Genomic DNA, 16,629 nt, shown 5'->3' with positions numbered 1-16,629 from the left:
TGGGTGTCGTCCGGCCGTTGACCACGAGAGGCCGGGCACGGTGAGCTCTTGTCGGCGAACCGGCGGCCAGCTGCCGACAGCCGACGCGGCCGGCCCCTTGTCAGCGGGTCAGCCCCTGTTGACGGGTTCCTTGGGCTTGCGCTCCACGGGTCCGCGGCGCACCGAGCCCGGTGCGTTCCACTCGGCGCGCTTCCTGGCGCGCTTCTTCGCCGCCTCGGAGGACTCCAGCTGGTACGGCACGGAGGTCACCATGACGCCCGGGGTGAAGAGCAGTCGTCCCTTGAGGCGCAGGGCGCTCTGGTTATGGAGGAGGTGCTCGTACCAGTGGCCGACCACGTACTCCGGGATGTACACGCTCACCACGTCGCGCGGGCTCTCCCGGCGCAGGCTCTTCACGTAGTCGATGACCGGCCGGGTCACCTCGCGGTACGGGGAGTCGAGGATCTTCAGCGGGATGTCGATGCCGCGCCGCTCCCAGTCGTCCTTGAGCGCCTTGGTCTCCGCCGGGTCGACGCTGATGGAGAGCGCCTCCAGCCGGTGGGAGCGAATCAGCTTGGCGTAGGCGAGGGCGCGCAGCGTGGGCCGGTGGAGCTTGGAGACCAGGACGATCGAGTGGACCCTGGAGGGCCGCATCGTCTCGTCGGACGGGGTCTCCTCGGCGGCGATCTCCTCGGCGACCCGGTCGTAGTGCTTCCGGATCGCGGTCATCGTCGCGAAGAAGATGCACATGCCGAGCAGGGCGACCCAGGCACCGTGGGTGAACTTGGTGACCATGACGACCACGAGGACGAGGCCGGTCAGGAAGGCGCCGAAGGCGTTGATCGCGCGGGAGCGGATCATGTGGCGGCGCTTCTCCGCGTCCTTCTCGGTGGCCAGATGGCGGTTCCAGTGGCGGACCATGCCGGTCTGGCTGAGCGTGAAGGACACGAACACGCCGACGATGTAGAGCTGGATCAGCCGGGTCGAGTCGGCGCCGTAGACGACGACGAGCATGGCGGCCGCGCCGGCGAGCAGCACGATGCCGTTGGAGAAGGCGAGGCGGTCGCCGCGGGTGTGCAGTTGGCGCGGCAGGTAGCGGTCCTGGGCGAGGATCGAGCCGAGCACCGGGAAGCCGTTGTACGCCGTGTTCGCCGCGAGGAACAGCACCAGGGCGGTGGCCGCGGCGAGCACGATGAACAGGAAGCTGCCGTTGCCGAAGACGGCCTCGGCGACCTGCGTGATCACCGGGTCCTGCACATAGTCGGGGCCGACCGGCACACCGCCCTTGAGCAGGTTGTGCGCCGGGTTCTCGGCCATCCGGACGTTGGTGGCCAGGGCGAGGGCGATGATGCCGACGAGCATGGTGATGGCGAGCGCGCCCATCATCGTCAGCGTCGTCGCCGCGTTCTTGGACTTGGGCTTACGGAAAGCCGGGACGCCGTTGGAGACCGCCTCGACGCCGGTGAGCGCGGCACAGCCGGAGGAGAAGGCACGCAGCAGCAGGAAGACAAGGGCGAAGCCCGCGAGGCCCTCCTGCTCTGCCTTGATGTGGAAGCCGGCGGTGGGCGCGCTCATGGTGTCGCCGAGCACGAGACCGCGGAAGGCACCCCACGCGATCATGATGAAGACGCCCACGACGAACACGTACGTCGGAATGGCGAAGAGCGACCCGGATTCCTTGACGCCGCGCAGGTTCATCAGCGTCAGCAGCAGGATCACCGCGACGGCGCACAGCACCTTGTGCTCGACCACGAACGGGATCGCCGAGCCCAGGTTCTCGATACCGGAGGTGATGGAGACAGCGACGGTGAGGACGTAGTCCACGAGCAGCGCGCTGGCGACCGTCAGGCCGGCCTTGGGGCCGAGGTTGGTGGTGGCGACCTCGTAGTCGCCGCCGCCGCTGGGGTACGCGTGCACGTTCTGCCGGTACGACGCCACCACGGTGAACATCACCACGACGACCGCCAGCGCGATCCACGGGCTGAAGTGGTACGCCGACACGCCCGCGACAGACAGGACGAGCAGAACCTCGCCCGGCGCGTAGGCAACGGAGGACAAGGCGTCGGAGGCGAAGACGGGGAGGGCGATGCGCTTCGGCAGGAGCGTTTCTCCGAGCCGGTCACTGCGTAGCGCCCGTCCGATCAGGATCCGTTTGGGCAGGTCGGTCAGTTTGGACACGCAGAGGATCGTAAGCGTTCCGTATGAAAGCCGCAGACCCGCCGCCCGCGTGGCCCCGCAATCTCCTGCGCTCGGCCGAGAAAGCCACGAAATCCTTAACGAAATCCTTGCACTCAGGCGTCCGCGAACAGGGCGCTGTAGCCGTTGAGCGCGGGCTGGCCGCCAAGATGGGCGTAAAGAACGGTGGAATCGCGGTCGATCTCGCCGCGCGCCACGAGGTCGACCGTCCCCGCCATCGACTTCCCCTCGTACACGGGGTCGGTGACCATGCCCTCGGTACGGGCGGCGAGCCGCATCGCGTCGAGGGTGGTGTCGTCGGGGATGCCGTACGTGCCCGCGTGGTAGCGCTCGTCCAGCTCGATGTCGTCCACGGTGAGCTCGCGGCGCACCCCGATGAGCCGTGCGGTGCCGGCCGCGATCCGGGCGATCTGCTCACGGGTACGAGCGGGTTCGGCGGACGCGTCGATGCCCAGCACACGCCGCGGACGGGCGCCCGCCTCTTCGAGCGCGGCGAAGCCCGCGACCATGCCTGCCTGGGTGGAGCCGGTCACCGAGCAGACGACCACGGTGTCGAAGAACACACCGAGCGCGCGTTCCTGCTCGGCGACCTCGTAGGCCCAGTTGGCGAAGCCGAGCCCGCCGAGCGGATGGTCGGACGCGCCGGCGGGGATGGCGTACGGCTTGCCGCCACTCTCCTCGACCTCGCGCAGCGCCTGCTCCCAGCTCTCCTTGACACCGATGCCGAAACCGGCGCGCACCAGGCGGACATCGGCCCCGGCCAGGCGGCTGATCAGGATGTTGCCGACCTTGTCGTAGACGGCGTCGGGCCACTCGACCCAGCTCTCCTGGATGAGTACGCACTTGAGGCCGGCGCGGGCGGCGACGGCCGCGACCTGGCGGGTGTGGTTGGACTGGACGCCGCCGATCGATACGAGCGTGTCGCAGCCCTTCGCCAGGGCGTCGGCCACGAGGTATTCGAGCTTCCGGGTCTTGTTGCCGCCGTAGGCGATGCCGGAGTTGCAGTCCTCCCGCTTGGCCCAGACGGCCGCGCCGCCGAGGTGGTCGGTGAGCCGGTCCAGGCGGTGGACGGGAGAGGGGCCGAAGAGGAGGGGGTAGCGGTCGTACGAGGAGATGGAGGAAGGGGAGGAAGAGGGGGAGGGCGGGGCTGTGGGCGTCACGGGAGCTCCCTTGATCGGGGGTTGGTGCGGTGATGGAGGTGACGGTGGTGGTGGTCGGTTCGTCTGCGGGCAGGGCAGTGCGTCCGGTTGGAGCTCGGACCGGTGGCTCTAAAACGTCTCGGCGGACGGATCGTCGGCGAGCTCTTCGAGTGCCCGCCAGATCTCGGCGGTGACCCGGGCCGCCCCGTTGGCATCGCGCCCCGCGCATGCCTCGATCAGCCGGTCGTGCAGCTCCGCCGAGCCGTGCGCCGCGCTCGCCGTGCCGAACTGCCGCCACTCCAGGCGCCGTATCAAAGGGGTGTAGCGCTCGACGGTGGCGGCCACGGCGCGGTTGCCGCAGGCGGTGACGAGGACGTCGTGGAGCCGGTCGTCGGCGCGCAACGCGTCCGCGACGTCGCCTCGGCCGGTCGCGTCCCGGAAGCTGTCGTTCGCCTCCCGCATCGCGGCGATGTCGGGATCCGTCAGGCGGGGCACGGCGGTCCTGGCGGCCAGTTCCTGCATGGCGCGTACGACCGCCGCCGCATCCCGTACGTCGCGCGGCACCAGGCGGGTCACCCGGGTGTAGCTCTGCGGCTTGGACTCGACGAGGCCCTCGCCGGAGAGCCGGGACAGCGCGTCGCGGACCGGGGCCCGGGACAGGCCGAGGCGTTCGGCGAGATCGGCATCGCGGACGGGGGCACCGGGCGGGATGTCGCCGCGGACAATGGCGTCCCGGATCGCCTCGTACGCAGTGTCCCGCAGCAGGGTTCGTCGGACGGGGCGCAAGGTCTCCATGAACTGACATGTTAGATGTCTGTACTGGTCGCATTCAAGGGTGAGTCCAGGGAAGGTCCCACAGGGCCGACTCCACTCAGCGGCCTGACCGTCCGCATCGCGGACGCATCCCGTCCGCATCCCCTCCGCGTCGCGCCCGCGTCCCGTCCGAAGCACCGGCGCGGCGAAAGCACACTCGGATGAGGCCTCGCACTCCCGGCCGCATAAGCTCATCCTGGGCAACGGGACAGACCGTTGCCCCGTTGTTTGCCCGGCAAGCTGAGAAAGAAGTGTGAGCAGGGTGTTTTCGCAGGTCAGCCGGACGACCAGGACTGCGAGGTAGGCGCAAGGTGCACATCGTCATCATGGGCTGCGGGCGAGTAGGAGCCGCTCTCGCGCAGACCCTGGAGCAGCAGGGGCACACGGTCGCCGTCATCGATCAGGACCCGACGGCGTTCCGGCGCCTGGGGTCCGGATTCGGCGGGCGGCGCGTCACCGGTGTCGGCTTCGACCAGGACACCCTTCGCGAGGCGGGGATCGAGGAGGCCGGTGCGTTCGCCGCGGTGAGCAGCGGCGACAACTCGAACATCATCGCCGCCCGGGTCGCCCGCGAGATGTTCGGCATCGAGAATGTCGCGGCGCGGATCTACGACCCCCGGCGCGCCGAGGTCTACCAGCGTCTCGGCATCCCCACGGTCGCCACCGTGCGCTGGACCGCGGACCAGATGCTGCGGCGGCTGCTGCCCTCGGGCGCCGAGCCGCTGTGGCGGGATCCGAGCGGCGGAGTGCAGCTCGCGGAGGTGCACACCACCCCGTCCTGGATCGGCCACAAGATCAGCACGCTGCAGGAGGAGACGGGCGTCCGCGTGGCGTTCCTCACCCGGCTGGGCGAAGCCATACTGCCCAGCTCGCAGACAGTGCTGCAGGAGGGCGACCTGGTCCACGTGATGATGCGGACGGACGAGATCGCGAAGGTCGAGGCGGCCTTCGCCGAAGGTCCTGAGGAGGGCGGTCACTGATGCGTGTCGCGATTGCCGGGGCCGGTGCGGTGGGCCGCTCCATCGCGGGCGAGCTGCTGGAGAACGGGCACGAGGTGCTGCTCGTCGACAAGGCGCCGACGGCCATTTCGGTGGAGCGGGTGCCGATGGCCGAGTGGCTGTTGGCGGACGCCTGCGAGATCACCTCGCTCGACGAGGCGGCGCTGCAACGCTGCAATGTCGTGATCGCCGCGACCGGCGACGACAAGGTGAATCTGGTCGTCTCGCTGCTCGCGAAGACCGAGTACGGCGTGCCGAGGGTCGTCGCCCGGGTCAACAACCCGAAGAACGAGTGGCTGTTCAACGAGGCCTGGGGCGTCGATGTGGCGGTCTCCACGCCGCGCCTGATGTCGGCCCTGGTCGAGGAGGCGGTGAGCGTCGGCGACCTGGTCCGGCTGCTGCGCTTCAGCCACGGCGACGCCAACCTGGTCGAGCTGACGCTGCCCCCGGAGTCGGCGCTGGCCGGCACCCAGGTCGGCGAAGTGGCCTGGCCCGAGGACACCTCGCTGGTCACCATCATCCGCGGGCAGCGCGTTCTGACGCCGGGCACCGACGAGACGCTGGAGGCCGGTGACGAGCTGCTGTTCGTTGCCGCACAGGCACGCGAGGAGCAGCTGGAGGACCTGCTGTCGGTGCGCCGGGGCGACTCGGACGACTGACCGGCACAGGGCGGCGAGCAGCCGGAAGGGGCCCGGAACCGTGCGAAGCGGTTCCGGGCCCCTTCCGTCTGTCCTGCTGTCCTGCTGTCCTGAGGTCCTGGGCGGTTCAGTACTCCTGGTGCGGTGTCGCGGCGGCGGCCGCTTCCACTTCCGCCTTGCGGGCCTTCTCGGCCTGCTCCGCAGCCTCCATCTCGGCGAACACATCGATGGGCGGCGGCGCCTTGGCGAGGAAGACCCAGGTCAGATAGACCGCGAGCAGGAACGGCGGGATCTTCAGGGCGACCAGGACCCAGCTGAACTGGGTGGTGTCGGCCCACCAGTACAGCGGGAAGAGGATCGCGCACTTGGCGAGCAGGATCAGCCCCCAGGCGTAGCTGGCCTTGGCGTACGCCTTCTTGCGGCCGGGGTTCCTGGTGCGCCAGGAGAGGTTCTCCTTGAACACCGGGCCCAGCATCAGACCGATCAGCGGCACCCCGGCGAGGGTGGTGATCAGGTAGGCGAGTGCCAGGCCGAGCGTGTAGAGCATGCCCGGCAGATAGAAGTCCTTGGCATTGCCGGTCATCATCGCGAAGACCACGCCGAAGGCCACGCCGAAGACACCGCTGAAGGCGTGCTTGACGGTGTCCCTGCGGATCAGCCGTACGGCGACGAGGACCAGGGACACCACCAGGGCCGCGATGGCCGAGAGGTGCAGATCCTTGTTGATCGTGAAGATCGTGACGAAGAGCAGTCCGGGAACGACTGTCTCCACCATCCCCCGGGCACCGCCGAACGCCTCGAAGAGCGCTGCCTCGGTGACCGCCTGCGCGTCGGCCTCCTGCTGGTCGGTGCGGGTGGTGCGGTCCGTGTCGGACGTCGGCTTGTCGAGAGACGTCACCGGCTACTCCTTGCCGAGCGGTCGGAGTTCGTATTTGGGATTGAACAGCACCCGGCGTCCATGACTCATGGCGATCCGGCCCGAGGCGATGAGCTTGCGGCCCGGTTCTATGCCCGCGATGGAGCGTCGGCCCAGCCAGACCACGTCCAGCGGCGCGGTGCCGTCGAAGAGCTCCGCCTCCAGGGCGGGCACTCCGGCGCGCGGCCGCAGGGTGACGGTCCGCAACGTACCAGTGACCTTCACGATCTGCCGGTCGGTGCATTCGGAGATCCGCGTGCACCCCGAGGCCTGCGAGTCCTCCTGCAGCTCCTCGGACTCCAGGTCCTCCTGGGAGCTGGACAGCCGGTCGAGCATCCGCCGGAAGCGGCCGGACGGCTTCGCCGCCTTGCCGGGCTTCTCGAATCGAGGTACAGCACTCATAACCGAAGGGTACCGGTCTCCTGTGCCCCGAGTGGATGTCCCGGGTCTCACTCGAACGGGTTGCTCACAGAGGTACTCGGTCGGGTTACTCACAGGGGCTCCCGAACGGGTCACCTACCCGGATTCTCGAACGGGGCACTCACCGGGGTTCCCGGACGGGCCGGTTGCCAGGGTCGCGGGGCGCGGCCCGTACGGTCACCCGACAGGCTCTCAGCCGCGCTCGAAGCGATAGCCCATCCCCGGTTCGGTGACGAAATGCCGCGGGTGCGAGGGGTCGGACTCCAGCTTGCGCCTCAGCTGCGCCATGTAGACCCGGAGATAGTTGGTCTCGGTGCCGTACGAGGGTCCCCATACCTCCTGGAGCAGCTGCTTCTGGCTGACGAGGCGTCCGCCGTTGCGGACCAGGACCTCCAGCAGGTGCCACTCGGTGGGGGTGAGCCGTACGTCGCGGCCCTCCCGATGGACCTTCTTCGCCGCCAGATCGACCGTGAACCCGGCGGTCTCGACGATCACCATGTCGTCGGAGCCGTTCTGGCCGACCGGCTCGGCGCGGCGGACGGAGGCGCGCAGCCTTGCCAGCAGCTCGTCCATGCCGAACGGCTTGGTGACGTAATCGTCGGCGCCGGCGTCCAGCGCCTCGACCTTCTCGTCGGAGGTGTGGCGGGCGGAGAGCACCAGGATCGGCACCCGGGTCCACCCGCGCAGCCCCTTGATCACCTCGACGCCGTCCATGTCGGGCAGTCCGAGGTCGAGGACGACGACATCGGGGTGGCGGGCGGCGGCGAGCTGAAGGGCGGTCGCGCCGTCGGGCGCGGCGTCGACCTCGTACTTGCGTGCCTTCAGGTTGATCACGAGGGCACGTACGATCTGCGGCTCGTCGTCGACCACAAGCACCCGGGTCATGGGGGCCCTGCCTTTCTGCTGTACGGCGATCTCCCGGGACGTTGCGGAGATCATGAGGTGGCCTGCGAGGTCATGAGGTGACCTGCTCGGACAGGTCGGGGCTGACCGGAACGTATCCCGATGCCGCCTTGAGGGTCAGCACCATGGTGAGGCCGCCGCCGGGAGTGTCCTCGGCGTCCAGCGTGCCGCCCATGGACTCCACGAAGCCGCGGGCGACGGCGAGGCCGAGTCCGACGCCCGCGCCGCGCGGGGCGTCGCCGTAGCGCTGGAAGGGCTCGAAGATGTGCTCCTTGGCGTCGTCGGGGACGCCGGGGCCGCGGTCGGCCACCCGTAGCTCGACGCGGGCGCCGAGCGCGCTGGCGGCCACGTTGACGCGTTCGCCGTAGGGGCTGTACTTGACCGCGTTCTCGACGATGTTGGCAACGGCCCTCTCCAGCAGCCCGGGGTCGACGTCGACCATCGGCAGGGTCTCGGGGATGTCCAGGTCCACGCTGCCCTCGGGGACGCCGCCGAGCGCCATCGGGACCACCTCGTCGAGGTCGATCTCGCGGATCAGCGGGGTGACGGTGCCGGTCTGCAGCCTGGACATGTCCAGGAGGTTGCCCACGAGGTGGTCGAGGCGATCGGCACCGTTCTCGATGCCCTCCAGGAGTTCCGCCTCGTCCGCGTCGGACCAGGCGACGTCGTCGGAGCGCAAGGAGCTGACGGCGGCCTTGATGGCGGCGAGCGGGGTACGCAGGTCGTGGCTGACTGCGGCGAGGAGCGCGGTCCTGATCCGGTTCCCCTCGGCGAGCCGCCGGGCCTGCTCCGCCTGGCCGACCAGGCGCTGCCGGTCCAGCACGACGGCGGCCTGGGCGGCGAACGCGCCGAGCACCCGGCGGTCCTCGGCGGGCAGCACCCGGCCGGAGAGCGCGAGCGCCATGTGGTCACCGACGGGCATGTCCACGTCGGCGTCGTCCGGCCGGGCCACCGGGGCCGGCCCGACGCTCCCGGCGCAGGTCCACGGATCGACGTCGCTCTGCCGCTCCAGCAGGGCGACGGACTCCATGCCGAAGGTCTCGCGGACCCGGTCCAGGAGCGCGTCCAGGGTGGTCTCGCCGCGCAGCACGCTGCCGGCCAGGAAGGAGAGGATCTCCGATTCGGCGCGCAGCCGGGCCGCCTGGTGGGTACGGCGGGCCGCCAGATCGACGACCGAGGCGACCGAGACGGCCACCGCGAAGAAGATCACGATGGCGACGAAGTTCTCCGGATCCTGGACGGTCAGCGTATGGGTGGGCGGGGTGAACCAGTAGTTCAGCAGCAGCGAGCCCACGGCGGCCGAGGCGAGGGCCGGCAGCAACCCGCCGATCAGGGCCGCCGCTACGGTCATGAAGAGGAACAGCAGGACGTCGTTGGCGAGCCCGGGGCCGCTGTCCAGGCCGATCAGGAGCAGCGTGAGAAGGGCCGGGCCGCCCACCCCGACCAGCCAGCCCCAGATGATCCGGGCCCGGCCCAGCCGGGCGCCGCGGGCGATGGGCAGCCCGCGGCCCTTGGCGACCTCTTCGTGGGTGACGATGTGGACGTCGAGGTCGGGGCCGGACTCACGGGCGACCGTGGCGCCCACGCCCGGTCCGTAGATGTACTGCCAGGCCTTGCGGCGGCTGGAGCCGAGGACGATCTGCGTGGCGTTCACCCCACGGGCGAATTCGAGGAGCGCCGACGGTATGTCGTCGCCGATGACATGGTGGAACGTGCCGCCGAGGTCCTCCACCAGGGTGCGCTGGACAGCGAGCTCCTTGGGCGAGGCGGAGGTCAGTCCGTCGCTGCGGGCGATGTAGACGGCGAGGATCTCGCTGCCGGAGCCCTTGGCCGCCATCCGGGACGCGCGGCGGATGAGCGTACGGCCTTCGGGGCCGCCGGTGAGCCCGACGACGATTCGTTCGCGGGCCTGCCAGGTGGTGCGGATGTTGTGCTCGCCGCGGTACTGCTGAAGGTATTCGTCGACCCGGTCGGCGACCCAGAGGAGGGCCAGCTCGCGCAGGGCGGTCAGATTGCCGGGGCGGAAGTAGTTGGACAGGGACGCGTCGATCCGGTCCGGCTTGTAGATGTTGCCGTGGGCCATCCGGCGGCGCAGGGCCTGGGGCGACATGTCGACGAGTTCGAGCTGGTCGGCCCTGCGGACGACCTCGTCGGGGACGGTCTCGCGCTGACGTACGCCGGTTATCGCTTCGACGACGTCACCGAGCGACTCCAGGTGCTGGATGTTGACGGTGGAGATCACGTCGATGCCGGCCTGGAGGAGCTCTTCGACGTCCTGCCAGCGCTTGGCGTTGCGGGAGCCCGGCACATTGGTGTGCGCCAGTTCGTCCACCAGGGCGACGGCCGGGGCGCGCTCCAGTACCGCGTCGACGTCCATCTCGGTGAAGACGGCGGAGCGGTACTCGATCTCGCGCCGCCGGATCTGCTCCAGGCCGTGCAGCATCACCTCGGTGCGCGGGCGGTCGTGGTGTGCCACGAAGGCGACGACGCAGTCGGTGCCCCGCTCCACGCGCCGGTGGGCCTCGGAGAGCATCGCGTACGTCTTGCCGACGCCGGGTGCCGCACCCAGGTAGATCCGAAGCTTGCCGCGTGCCATGGCCCCATTGTCTTCTCTGAACCGGCTGCGGCCGATGCGGCAGCCGATTCGAAGCTACCCCGAGGATTCCCGACATATGGGGCGGGGGGTGGGGTGAGGGACCGAATTGACAGGATTCTGACGCCCGGACCGAGGCCCGGCGGCCCGGCCTAGCGGGCGGCGTCGCCTTCTCCCCCGTTACTCGTGCTCGACGATGTGCCCGTCGCTCAGCTCCAGCACCCGGTCCGCCGGCCCCAGCAGTGCGCCGGCCGCGTGGACCGGCGCACTCGAGGAGCGCCGAAGGAGCCTGACGGCACCGTGGTGTCGTCAGGCTCCCCGAGCCTCCTGAAGGTTCTCAGCCCTTGTTCACCAGCTGCTCGAGCGCGATGTTGAGCTGGAGGACGTTGACCCGCGGCTCTCCCACGAAGCCGAGAATCCGGCCGTCCGTGTGCTGCTCGACGAGCTTCTCCACCTGGGCGACACCGAGGTGGTTGCGCTCGGCGACGCGGCGCACCTGGAGCTGTGCGTACGCCGGGGAGATGGCGGGGTCGAGGCCGGAGCCCGAGGAGGTGACGGCATCGGCTGGCACGTCGGTGGGGCTGATGGGGTGGCCGGGGACGGAGTTGTCCTTGACGACGGCGGCCTTGGCGGCGGTGACCCAGTCGATGAGTTCCTTGTTGTCGCCGGAGCGGTTGGTCGCGCCGGAAAGGATCAGCTTGTACTGGGTATTGACGCTGTTGGCGCCGAGGCCGTTGGACGGGCGCGGCTGGAACCACCTGAGGTCCGGGGCCGCGGTCCGCTGCCCCTTCTTCAGCGGCAGGTCGTAGCGCTGGCCGATGAGTTCGGAGCCGACGACCTTGCCGTTCGCGGTGATCTCGGAGCCGTTGGCCTGGTCGGGGAAGATGCCCTGGGCGACACCGGTGACGGCGAGCGGGTAGAGCACGCCGCAGACGACGGTGAGGACGAGCAGGGCACGCAACCCGGCCCAGAGCAACCGGGCGGTGTTTGCTACGGAGTTGTTCATGGCGGATCAGCCGATTCCTAAATTCAGTTCAGCCCGGGGATGAGGGAGATGACCAGGTCCATGATCTTGATGCCGATGAACGGGGCGACCAGTCCGCCGAGTCCGTAGATCCCGAGGTTGCGCCGGAGCATCGAGTCGGCACTGCTGGGCCGGTAGCGCACGCCCTTCAGGGCGAGCGGGACCAGCGCGATGATGATCAGCGCGTTGAAGACGACGGCGGACAGGATCGCGGACTGGGGCGAGGACAACCGCATGATGTTGAGCCTGTCCAGGCCCGGGTAGACCACCGCGAACATCGCCGGGATGATCGCGAAGTACTTCGCGACGTCGTTGGCGATCGAGAACGTCGTCAGCGCGCCACGGGTGATGAGCAGCTGTTTTCCGATCTCGACGATCTCGATCAGCTTGGTCGGGTTGGAGTCCAGGTCCACCATGTTCCCGGCCTCCTTGGCGGCCGAGGTTCCGGTGTTCATGGCCACACCGACGTCCGCCTGGGCCAGCGCGGGCGCGTCGTTGGTGCCGTCGCCCGTCATCGCGACGAGCTTGCCGCCCGCCTGCTCCCGCTTGATGAGGGCCATCTTGTCCTCGGGCGTGGCCTCGGCGAGGAAGTCGTCGACCCCCGCCTCCTCGGCAATGGCCTTCGCTGTCAGCGGGTTGTCGCCGGTGATCATGACCGTCCTGATGCCCATGCGGCGCAGCTCGTCGAACCGCTCCCGCATGCCCTCCTTGACGACATCCTTGAGGTGGATGACGCCCAGGACGCGGGCGCCGTGCTCGTCCTCCAGTGCCACCAGCAACGGCGTGCCGCCTGCCTCGGCGATCCGGTCGGTGAGCGCCTGCGTGTCCGGCGAGACACTGCCGCCCCGCCCCTTTACCCAGGCGACGACCGAACCGGTCGCGCCCTTGCGGACCCTGTGTCCGTCGACGTCCACACCCGACATCCGTGTCTGGGCGGTGAAGGCGACCCACTCGGCCTGCCGCAGCTCGCCCTGATGGCGTTCGCGCAGCCCGTACTTCTCCTTGGCGAGTACGACGATCGAGCGGCCCTCGGGCGTCTCGTCGGCCAGTGAGGACAACTGGGCCGCGTCCGCCAGCTCGGCCTCGGTCGTGCCCTTGACGGGAACGAACTCGGCGGCCTGCCGGTTGCCGAGCGTGATGGTGCCGGTCTTGTCGAGCAGCAGGGTCGAGACGTCTCCGGCGGCCTCCACGGCACGCCCCGACATCGCGAGCACATTGCGCTGCACCAGCCGGTCCATGCCGGCGATGCCGATCGCGGAAAGCAGGGCGCCGATGGTCGTCGGGATCAGGCAGACCAGCAGGGCGGTCAGCACGATCACCGACTGCTGCTGGCCGGCGTGGATCGCGAAGGGCTGGAGGGTGACGACGGCGAACAGGAAGACGATGGTGAGGGACGCGAGCAGGATGTTCAGCGCGATCTCGTTGGGCGTCTTCTGCCGGGCGGCGCCCTCGACGAGGGCGATCATCCGGTCGATGAAGGTCTCGCCGGGCTTGGTGGTGATCTTGATGACGATCCGGTCGGAGAGCACCTTCGTACCGCCGGTGACGGCACTGCGGTCGCCGCCGGACTCCCGGATGACCGGCGCCGACTCCCCCGTGATCGCGGACTCGTCCACGCTCGCGACACCCTCGACGACGTCTCCGTCGCCGGGAATGATGTCGCCGGCCTCGCAGACCACCAGATCACCGACGCACAGCTCGGTGCCCGGCACCCGCTCCTCGTCCCTGCCGGTCATCCGCCGGGCCACGGTGTCGGTCTTGGCCTTGCGCAGGGTGTCGGCCTGCGCCTTGCCGCGGCCCTCGGCGACCGCCTCCGCCAGGTTGGCGAAGATCGTGGTCAGCCACAGCCAGCCGGCGATCGCCCAGCCGAACCAGTCGCCCGGGTCCAGGCAGGCCAGCACGGTGGTGAACACCGAACCGATCAGCACCACGAACATCACCGGGGACTTGACCATCACCCGGGGGTCGAGCTTGCGTACCGCGTCGGGAAAGGACTTCAGCAGCTGCTTGGGGTCGAACAGGCCCCCGCCGACGCGTCCTTCGCTCTGGTGACCCGTGGGCGTGTCCTGGTGCGGTGCCCGGGTGGTTGTGGCAGTGGGCATCGAGTCCTCTTGCTTCGTACGGGTGGTCATGACGCCAGCCCTTCGGCCAGCGGCCCCAGTGCCAGGGCCGGGAAGTAGGTCAGCCCGGTGATGATCAGGACGGTGCCGACCAGCAGCCCGCTGAAGAGCGGCTTGTGCGTGCCCAGGGTTCCCACGGTCGCCGGTACGGGCTTCTGCCCGGCGAGCGAGCCGGCCAGCGCCAGTACGAACACCATCGGCAGGAACCGGCCCAGCAACATCGCGAGACCGGTCGTCGTGTTGAACCACTGCGTGTCCGCGTTCAGCCCGGCGAACGCCGAACCGTTGTTGTTCGCGGCCGAGGTGTACGCGTACAGCACCTCGGAGAATCCGTGCGGGCCGGAATTCAGCATCGAGTGGGGCGGGGTGGGCAGGGCCATCGCCGCGGCGGTGAAGCAGAGCACCAGCGCCGGGGTGATCAGGATGTAGCAGGCCGCGAGCTTGATCTCGCGGGTGCCGATCTTCTTGCCGAGGTACTCGGGCGTACGGCCGACCATCAGACCCGCGATGAACACCGCGATGATCGCCATGATCAGCATGCCGTAGAGGCCGGAGCCGACACCGCCGGGCGCGATCTCGCCGAGCTGCATGCCCAGCATCGTGATCCCGCCTCCGAATCCCGTGTACGAGGAGTGGAACGAGTTCACCGCACCGGTCGAAGTGAGCGTGGTGGCCACGGCGAAGATCGACGAACCGGCGATCCCGAACCGGGTCTCCTTGCCCTCCATCGCCCCGCCCGCGATATCGAAGGCGGGTCCGTGGTGGGCAAATTCGGTCCACATCATCAGGGACGTGAAACCCAGCCAGATGACGCCCATCGCCGCCAGGATCGCGTAACCCTGCCTGAGCGAGCCGACCATCCGGCCGAACGTCCGCGTCAGCGCGAACGGAATGACCAGGATCAGGAAGATCTCGAACAGGTTGGACAGCCCGTTGGGGTTCTCGAACGGGTGGGCCGAGTTGGCGTTGAAGTAGCCGCCGCCGTTCGTACCCAGCTCCTTGATGACCTCCTGGGAGGCCACGGCGCCACCGTTCCACTGCTGCGAGCCGCCCATGAACTGGCCGACCTCATGGATGCCGGCGAAGTTCTGAATGGCACCGCAGGCGACCAGCACCAACGCGCCGACCACGGAGATCGGCAGCAGGACGCGCACGGTGCCGCGCACCAGGTCGGCCCAGAAATTGCCGAGTTCACCGGTACGCGAGCCGGCGAAGCCCCGTACGAGCGCGACGGCGACGGCGATGCCGACGGCGGCCGAAACGAAGTTCTGCACCGCGAGGCCGCCGGTCTGGACGACGTGACCCATGGCCTGCTCGCCCGCGTACGACTGCCAGTTGGTGTTCGCGACGAACGACGCCGCCGTGTTGAACGCCTGGTCCGGGTCGATCGAGGAGAAGCCCAGCGAACCGGGCAGACTGCCCTGGAGTCGCTGGAGCAGGTAGAGGAAGAGAACACTCACCGCGGAGAAGGCGAGCACCCCACGGAGATACGCGGGCCAGCGCATCTCCGTGTTCGGATCGGCGCCGATGGCCTTGTACATCCACTTCTCGACGCGAAGGTGCTTCTTCGAGGAGTAGACGCCGGCCATGTGGTCACCGAGCGGTCGGTACGCCAGTCCCAGCGCCGCAACGAGCGCGAGGACCTGGAGCACGCCGGCGAGGACGGGGCTCATATCGGGCTCAGAACCTCTCCGGGTACAGGAGGGCGAGGACGAGATAGCCCAGCAGGGCAACGGCCACGACGAGGCCGACGACGTTTTCGGCGGTCACAGCTTGGCCACCCCCTTGGCGATGAGAGCCACCAACGCGAACACCGCGATCGTGGTGAGGACGAAGGCCACGTCGGCCATCGTGTGCTCCTAGCTGAGGTACGGATTCTCGGACCTCTTGAGCAAACCTCGCGCCAAATCCATCGCGGCCTGCGTTGATGGCTTCCTTACGGGGAACGCCGAGCCCTTGACGGCCCGCATACGTGCCCCATACGCGCCCCATACGCACCCCGTTTGTGCGCTCTTCGGAGCCGACCCGGGACGCAGAAAGGCCGGTGGGCCGTACCCCTCGAGAAGGGGTACGGCCCACCGGCCGAAGCTGTACCGGGTGGCTGTCCGGCTCGGCTCAGCGCACCTCGGTGATCTCGGGTCCGCGCTGGAGCTGGCCCATGCCTCCGGAGAACTTCGAGCCCTCCTGGCTCTCCTGCTGGACGCCCTCGGGCACCATCTGGGCGTCGTCGGGGAGCTTGAGGACGATCGGGTCGCGCGGCGCCATCGGGCCCTCGCCACGGACGACCACGGTGTCCCGGAAGACCGTCTCCAGCAGCCCCGCCGCCTCCGGCTGCACGGCGCCCTGGCCGGAGATCACTCCGCGGAGGAACCAGCGCGGCCCGTCGACGCCGACGAAGCGCACCAGCTGCACGCCGTTCGTCCCGTCCGGGAGCTGTACGGGGACCTGGGCTCGGAGCTCCCAGCCCAGCGGACCCTCGACCTCGTCGATGATCCCGCCCTGCTGGGTGATGCCCGAGGCGATCTCCTCGCGGACCTCGCCCCAGATGCCCTCCTTCTTGGGGGCGGCGAAGGCCTGCAGCTGGATGGCGCTGTCGCGCAGCACCACGGTCGCCGCGACGATCGCGTCACCGGCCACCTCGACGCGCAGCTCCATGCCCTCGACACCGGGCACGAAGATGCCGCCCAGGTCGACCCGGCCCTCGCCGGGCTTGGAGACCTCGGTGATGTCCCACGGTCCGTCCGGCCGCGGCGCCGGCGGAAGATTCACCCGACGCGAGCCGCTGTCGGCCCCATCGGCGTCATCGAGCTCGTCGACGACCTGCTCGGCCTCGCGCGCTTCGTCCGCCACGTCCTCGGCGGAACCACTCTTCTTGCGACGTCCGAACACG

General features: G+C 69.3%; 14 protein-coding genes. 2 read left to right on the top strand and 12 right to left on the bottom strand.

Going from position 1 to position 16,629, the window contains the following annotated elements:
* Window positions 1–108: 108 nt before the first annotated feature.
* The 3 genes from ACZ7L9_RS24045 to ACZ7L9_RS24035 form a co-directional block, all read right to left on the bottom strand.
* Window positions 109–2,157 (bottom strand): APC family permease, encoded by a 2,049-nt coding sequence (locus tag ACZ7L9_RS24045; protein ID WP_471417935.1) that lies wholly within the window; start codon window positions 2,155–2,157, stop codon window positions 109–111.
* A 113-nt stretch (window positions 2,158–2,270) separates the two neighbouring features.
* Complete coding sequence (locus tag ACZ7L9_RS24040) at window positions 2,271–3,335, bottom strand: 1-aminocyclopropane-1-carboxylate deaminase (RefSeq protein WP_471417933.1); 1,065 nt, start codon at window positions 3,333–3,335, stop codon at window positions 2,271–2,273.
* 108 nt (window positions 3,336–3,443) lie between these two features.
* Window positions 3,444–4,109, bottom strand: a complete 666-nt coding sequence (locus ACZ7L9_RS24035; protein ID WP_471417931.1) for a GntR family transcriptional regulator — start codon at window positions 4,107–4,109, stop codon at window positions 3,444–3,446.
* A 329-nt stretch (window positions 4,110–4,438) separates the two neighbouring features.
* Here ACZ7L9_RS24035 and ACZ7L9_RS24030 point away from each other — a divergent pair, with 329 nt between their 5' ends.
* Both ACZ7L9_RS24030 and ACZ7L9_RS24025 read left to right on the top strand, forming a co-directional pair.
* Window positions 4,439–5,107: a potassium channel family protein gene (locus tag ACZ7L9_RS24030; RefSeq protein WP_026242838.1), complete on the top strand. Its 669-nt coding sequence runs from the start codon at window positions 4,439–4,441 to the stop codon at window positions 5,105–5,107.
* Window positions 5,107–5,784, top strand: a complete 678-nt coding sequence (locus tag ACZ7L9_RS24025) for a potassium channel family protein (RefSeq protein ID WP_384447783.1) — start codon at window positions 5,107–5,109, stop codon at window positions 5,782–5,784. The genes ACZ7L9_RS24030 and ACZ7L9_RS24025 overlap by 1 nt, the downstream gene beginning before the upstream one ends.
* 106 nt (window positions 5,785–5,890) lie before the next feature.
* Here ACZ7L9_RS24025 and ACZ7L9_RS24020 read toward each other — a convergent pair whose 3' ends face one another.
* The 9 genes from ACZ7L9_RS24020 to ACZ7L9_RS23980 all read right to left on the bottom strand — a co-directional run bounded on the left by ACZ7L9_RS24020 (window position 5,891) and on the right by ACZ7L9_RS23980 (window position 16,628).
* Window positions 5,891–6,661, bottom strand: a complete 771-nt coding sequence (locus ACZ7L9_RS24020; protein WP_471417928.1) for a DUF3159 domain-containing protein — start codon at window positions 6,659–6,661, stop codon at window positions 5,891–5,893.
* A gap of 3 nt (window positions 6,662–6,664) precedes the next feature.
* Window positions 6,665–7,081: an OB-fold nucleic acid binding domain-containing protein gene (locus tag ACZ7L9_RS24015; RefSeq protein ID WP_266749209.1), complete on the bottom strand. Its 417-nt coding sequence runs from the start codon at window positions 7,079–7,081 to the stop codon at window positions 6,665–6,667.
* Window positions 7,082–7,291: 210 nt separating this feature from the next.
* Window positions 7,292–7,984 (bottom strand): response regulator, encoded by a 693-nt coding sequence (locus ACZ7L9_RS24010; protein ID WP_471417926.1) that lies wholly within the window; start codon window positions 7,982–7,984, stop codon window positions 7,292–7,294.
* Between the two features lie 70 nt (window positions 7,985–8,054).
* The gene (locus ACZ7L9_RS24005) at window positions 8,055–10,598 is read right to left on the bottom strand and encodes a DUF4118 domain-containing protein (protein ID WP_471417924.1); all 2,544 of its coding nucleotides are present in this window, start codon (window positions 10,596–10,598) and stop codon (window positions 8,055–8,057) included.
* 334 nt (window positions 10,599–10,932) lie between these two features.
* Window positions 10,933–11,601 carry a potassium-transporting ATPase subunit C gene (locus ACZ7L9_RS24000; protein ID WP_471417922.1) on the bottom strand — a complete coding sequence of 223 codons (669 nt, stop codon included), beginning with the start codon at window positions 11,599–11,601 and terminating at the stop codon, window positions 10,933–10,935.
* A 23-nt stretch (window positions 11,602–11,624) separates the two neighbouring features.
* Window positions 11,625–13,721 carry a potassium-transporting ATPase subunit KdpB gene (gene kdpB, locus ACZ7L9_RS23995; protein WP_471417919.1) on the bottom strand — a complete coding sequence of 699 codons (2,097 nt, stop codon included), beginning with the start codon at window positions 13,719–13,721 and terminating at the stop codon, window positions 11,625–11,627.
* A gap of 26 nt (window positions 13,722–13,747) precedes the next feature.
* Window positions 13,748–15,412 (bottom strand): potassium-transporting ATPase subunit KdpA, encoded by a 1,665-nt coding sequence (gene kdpA, locus ACZ7L9_RS23990; protein ID WP_471417917.1) that lies wholly within the window; start codon window positions 15,410–15,412, stop codon window positions 13,748–13,750.
* Between the two features lie 7 nt (window positions 15,413–15,419).
* Window positions 15,420–15,509 (bottom strand): K(+)-transporting ATPase subunit F, encoded by a 90-nt coding sequence (gene kdpF, locus ACZ7L9_RS23985; protein WP_037777601.1) that lies wholly within the window; start codon window positions 15,507–15,509, stop codon window positions 15,420–15,422.
* A gap of 345 nt (window positions 15,510–15,854) precedes the next feature.
* Window positions 15,855–16,628 (bottom strand): DUF3710 domain-containing protein, encoded by a 774-nt coding sequence (locus tag ACZ7L9_RS23980; protein WP_471417914.1) that lies wholly within the window; start codon window positions 16,626–16,628, stop codon window positions 15,855–15,857.
* Window position 16,629: the final 1 nt, after the last annotated feature.

Source organism: Streptomyces sp. NPDC111516 (genome assembly GCF_055635345.1).
This window is presented reverse-complemented; position numbering and strand designations above follow the sequence as displayed.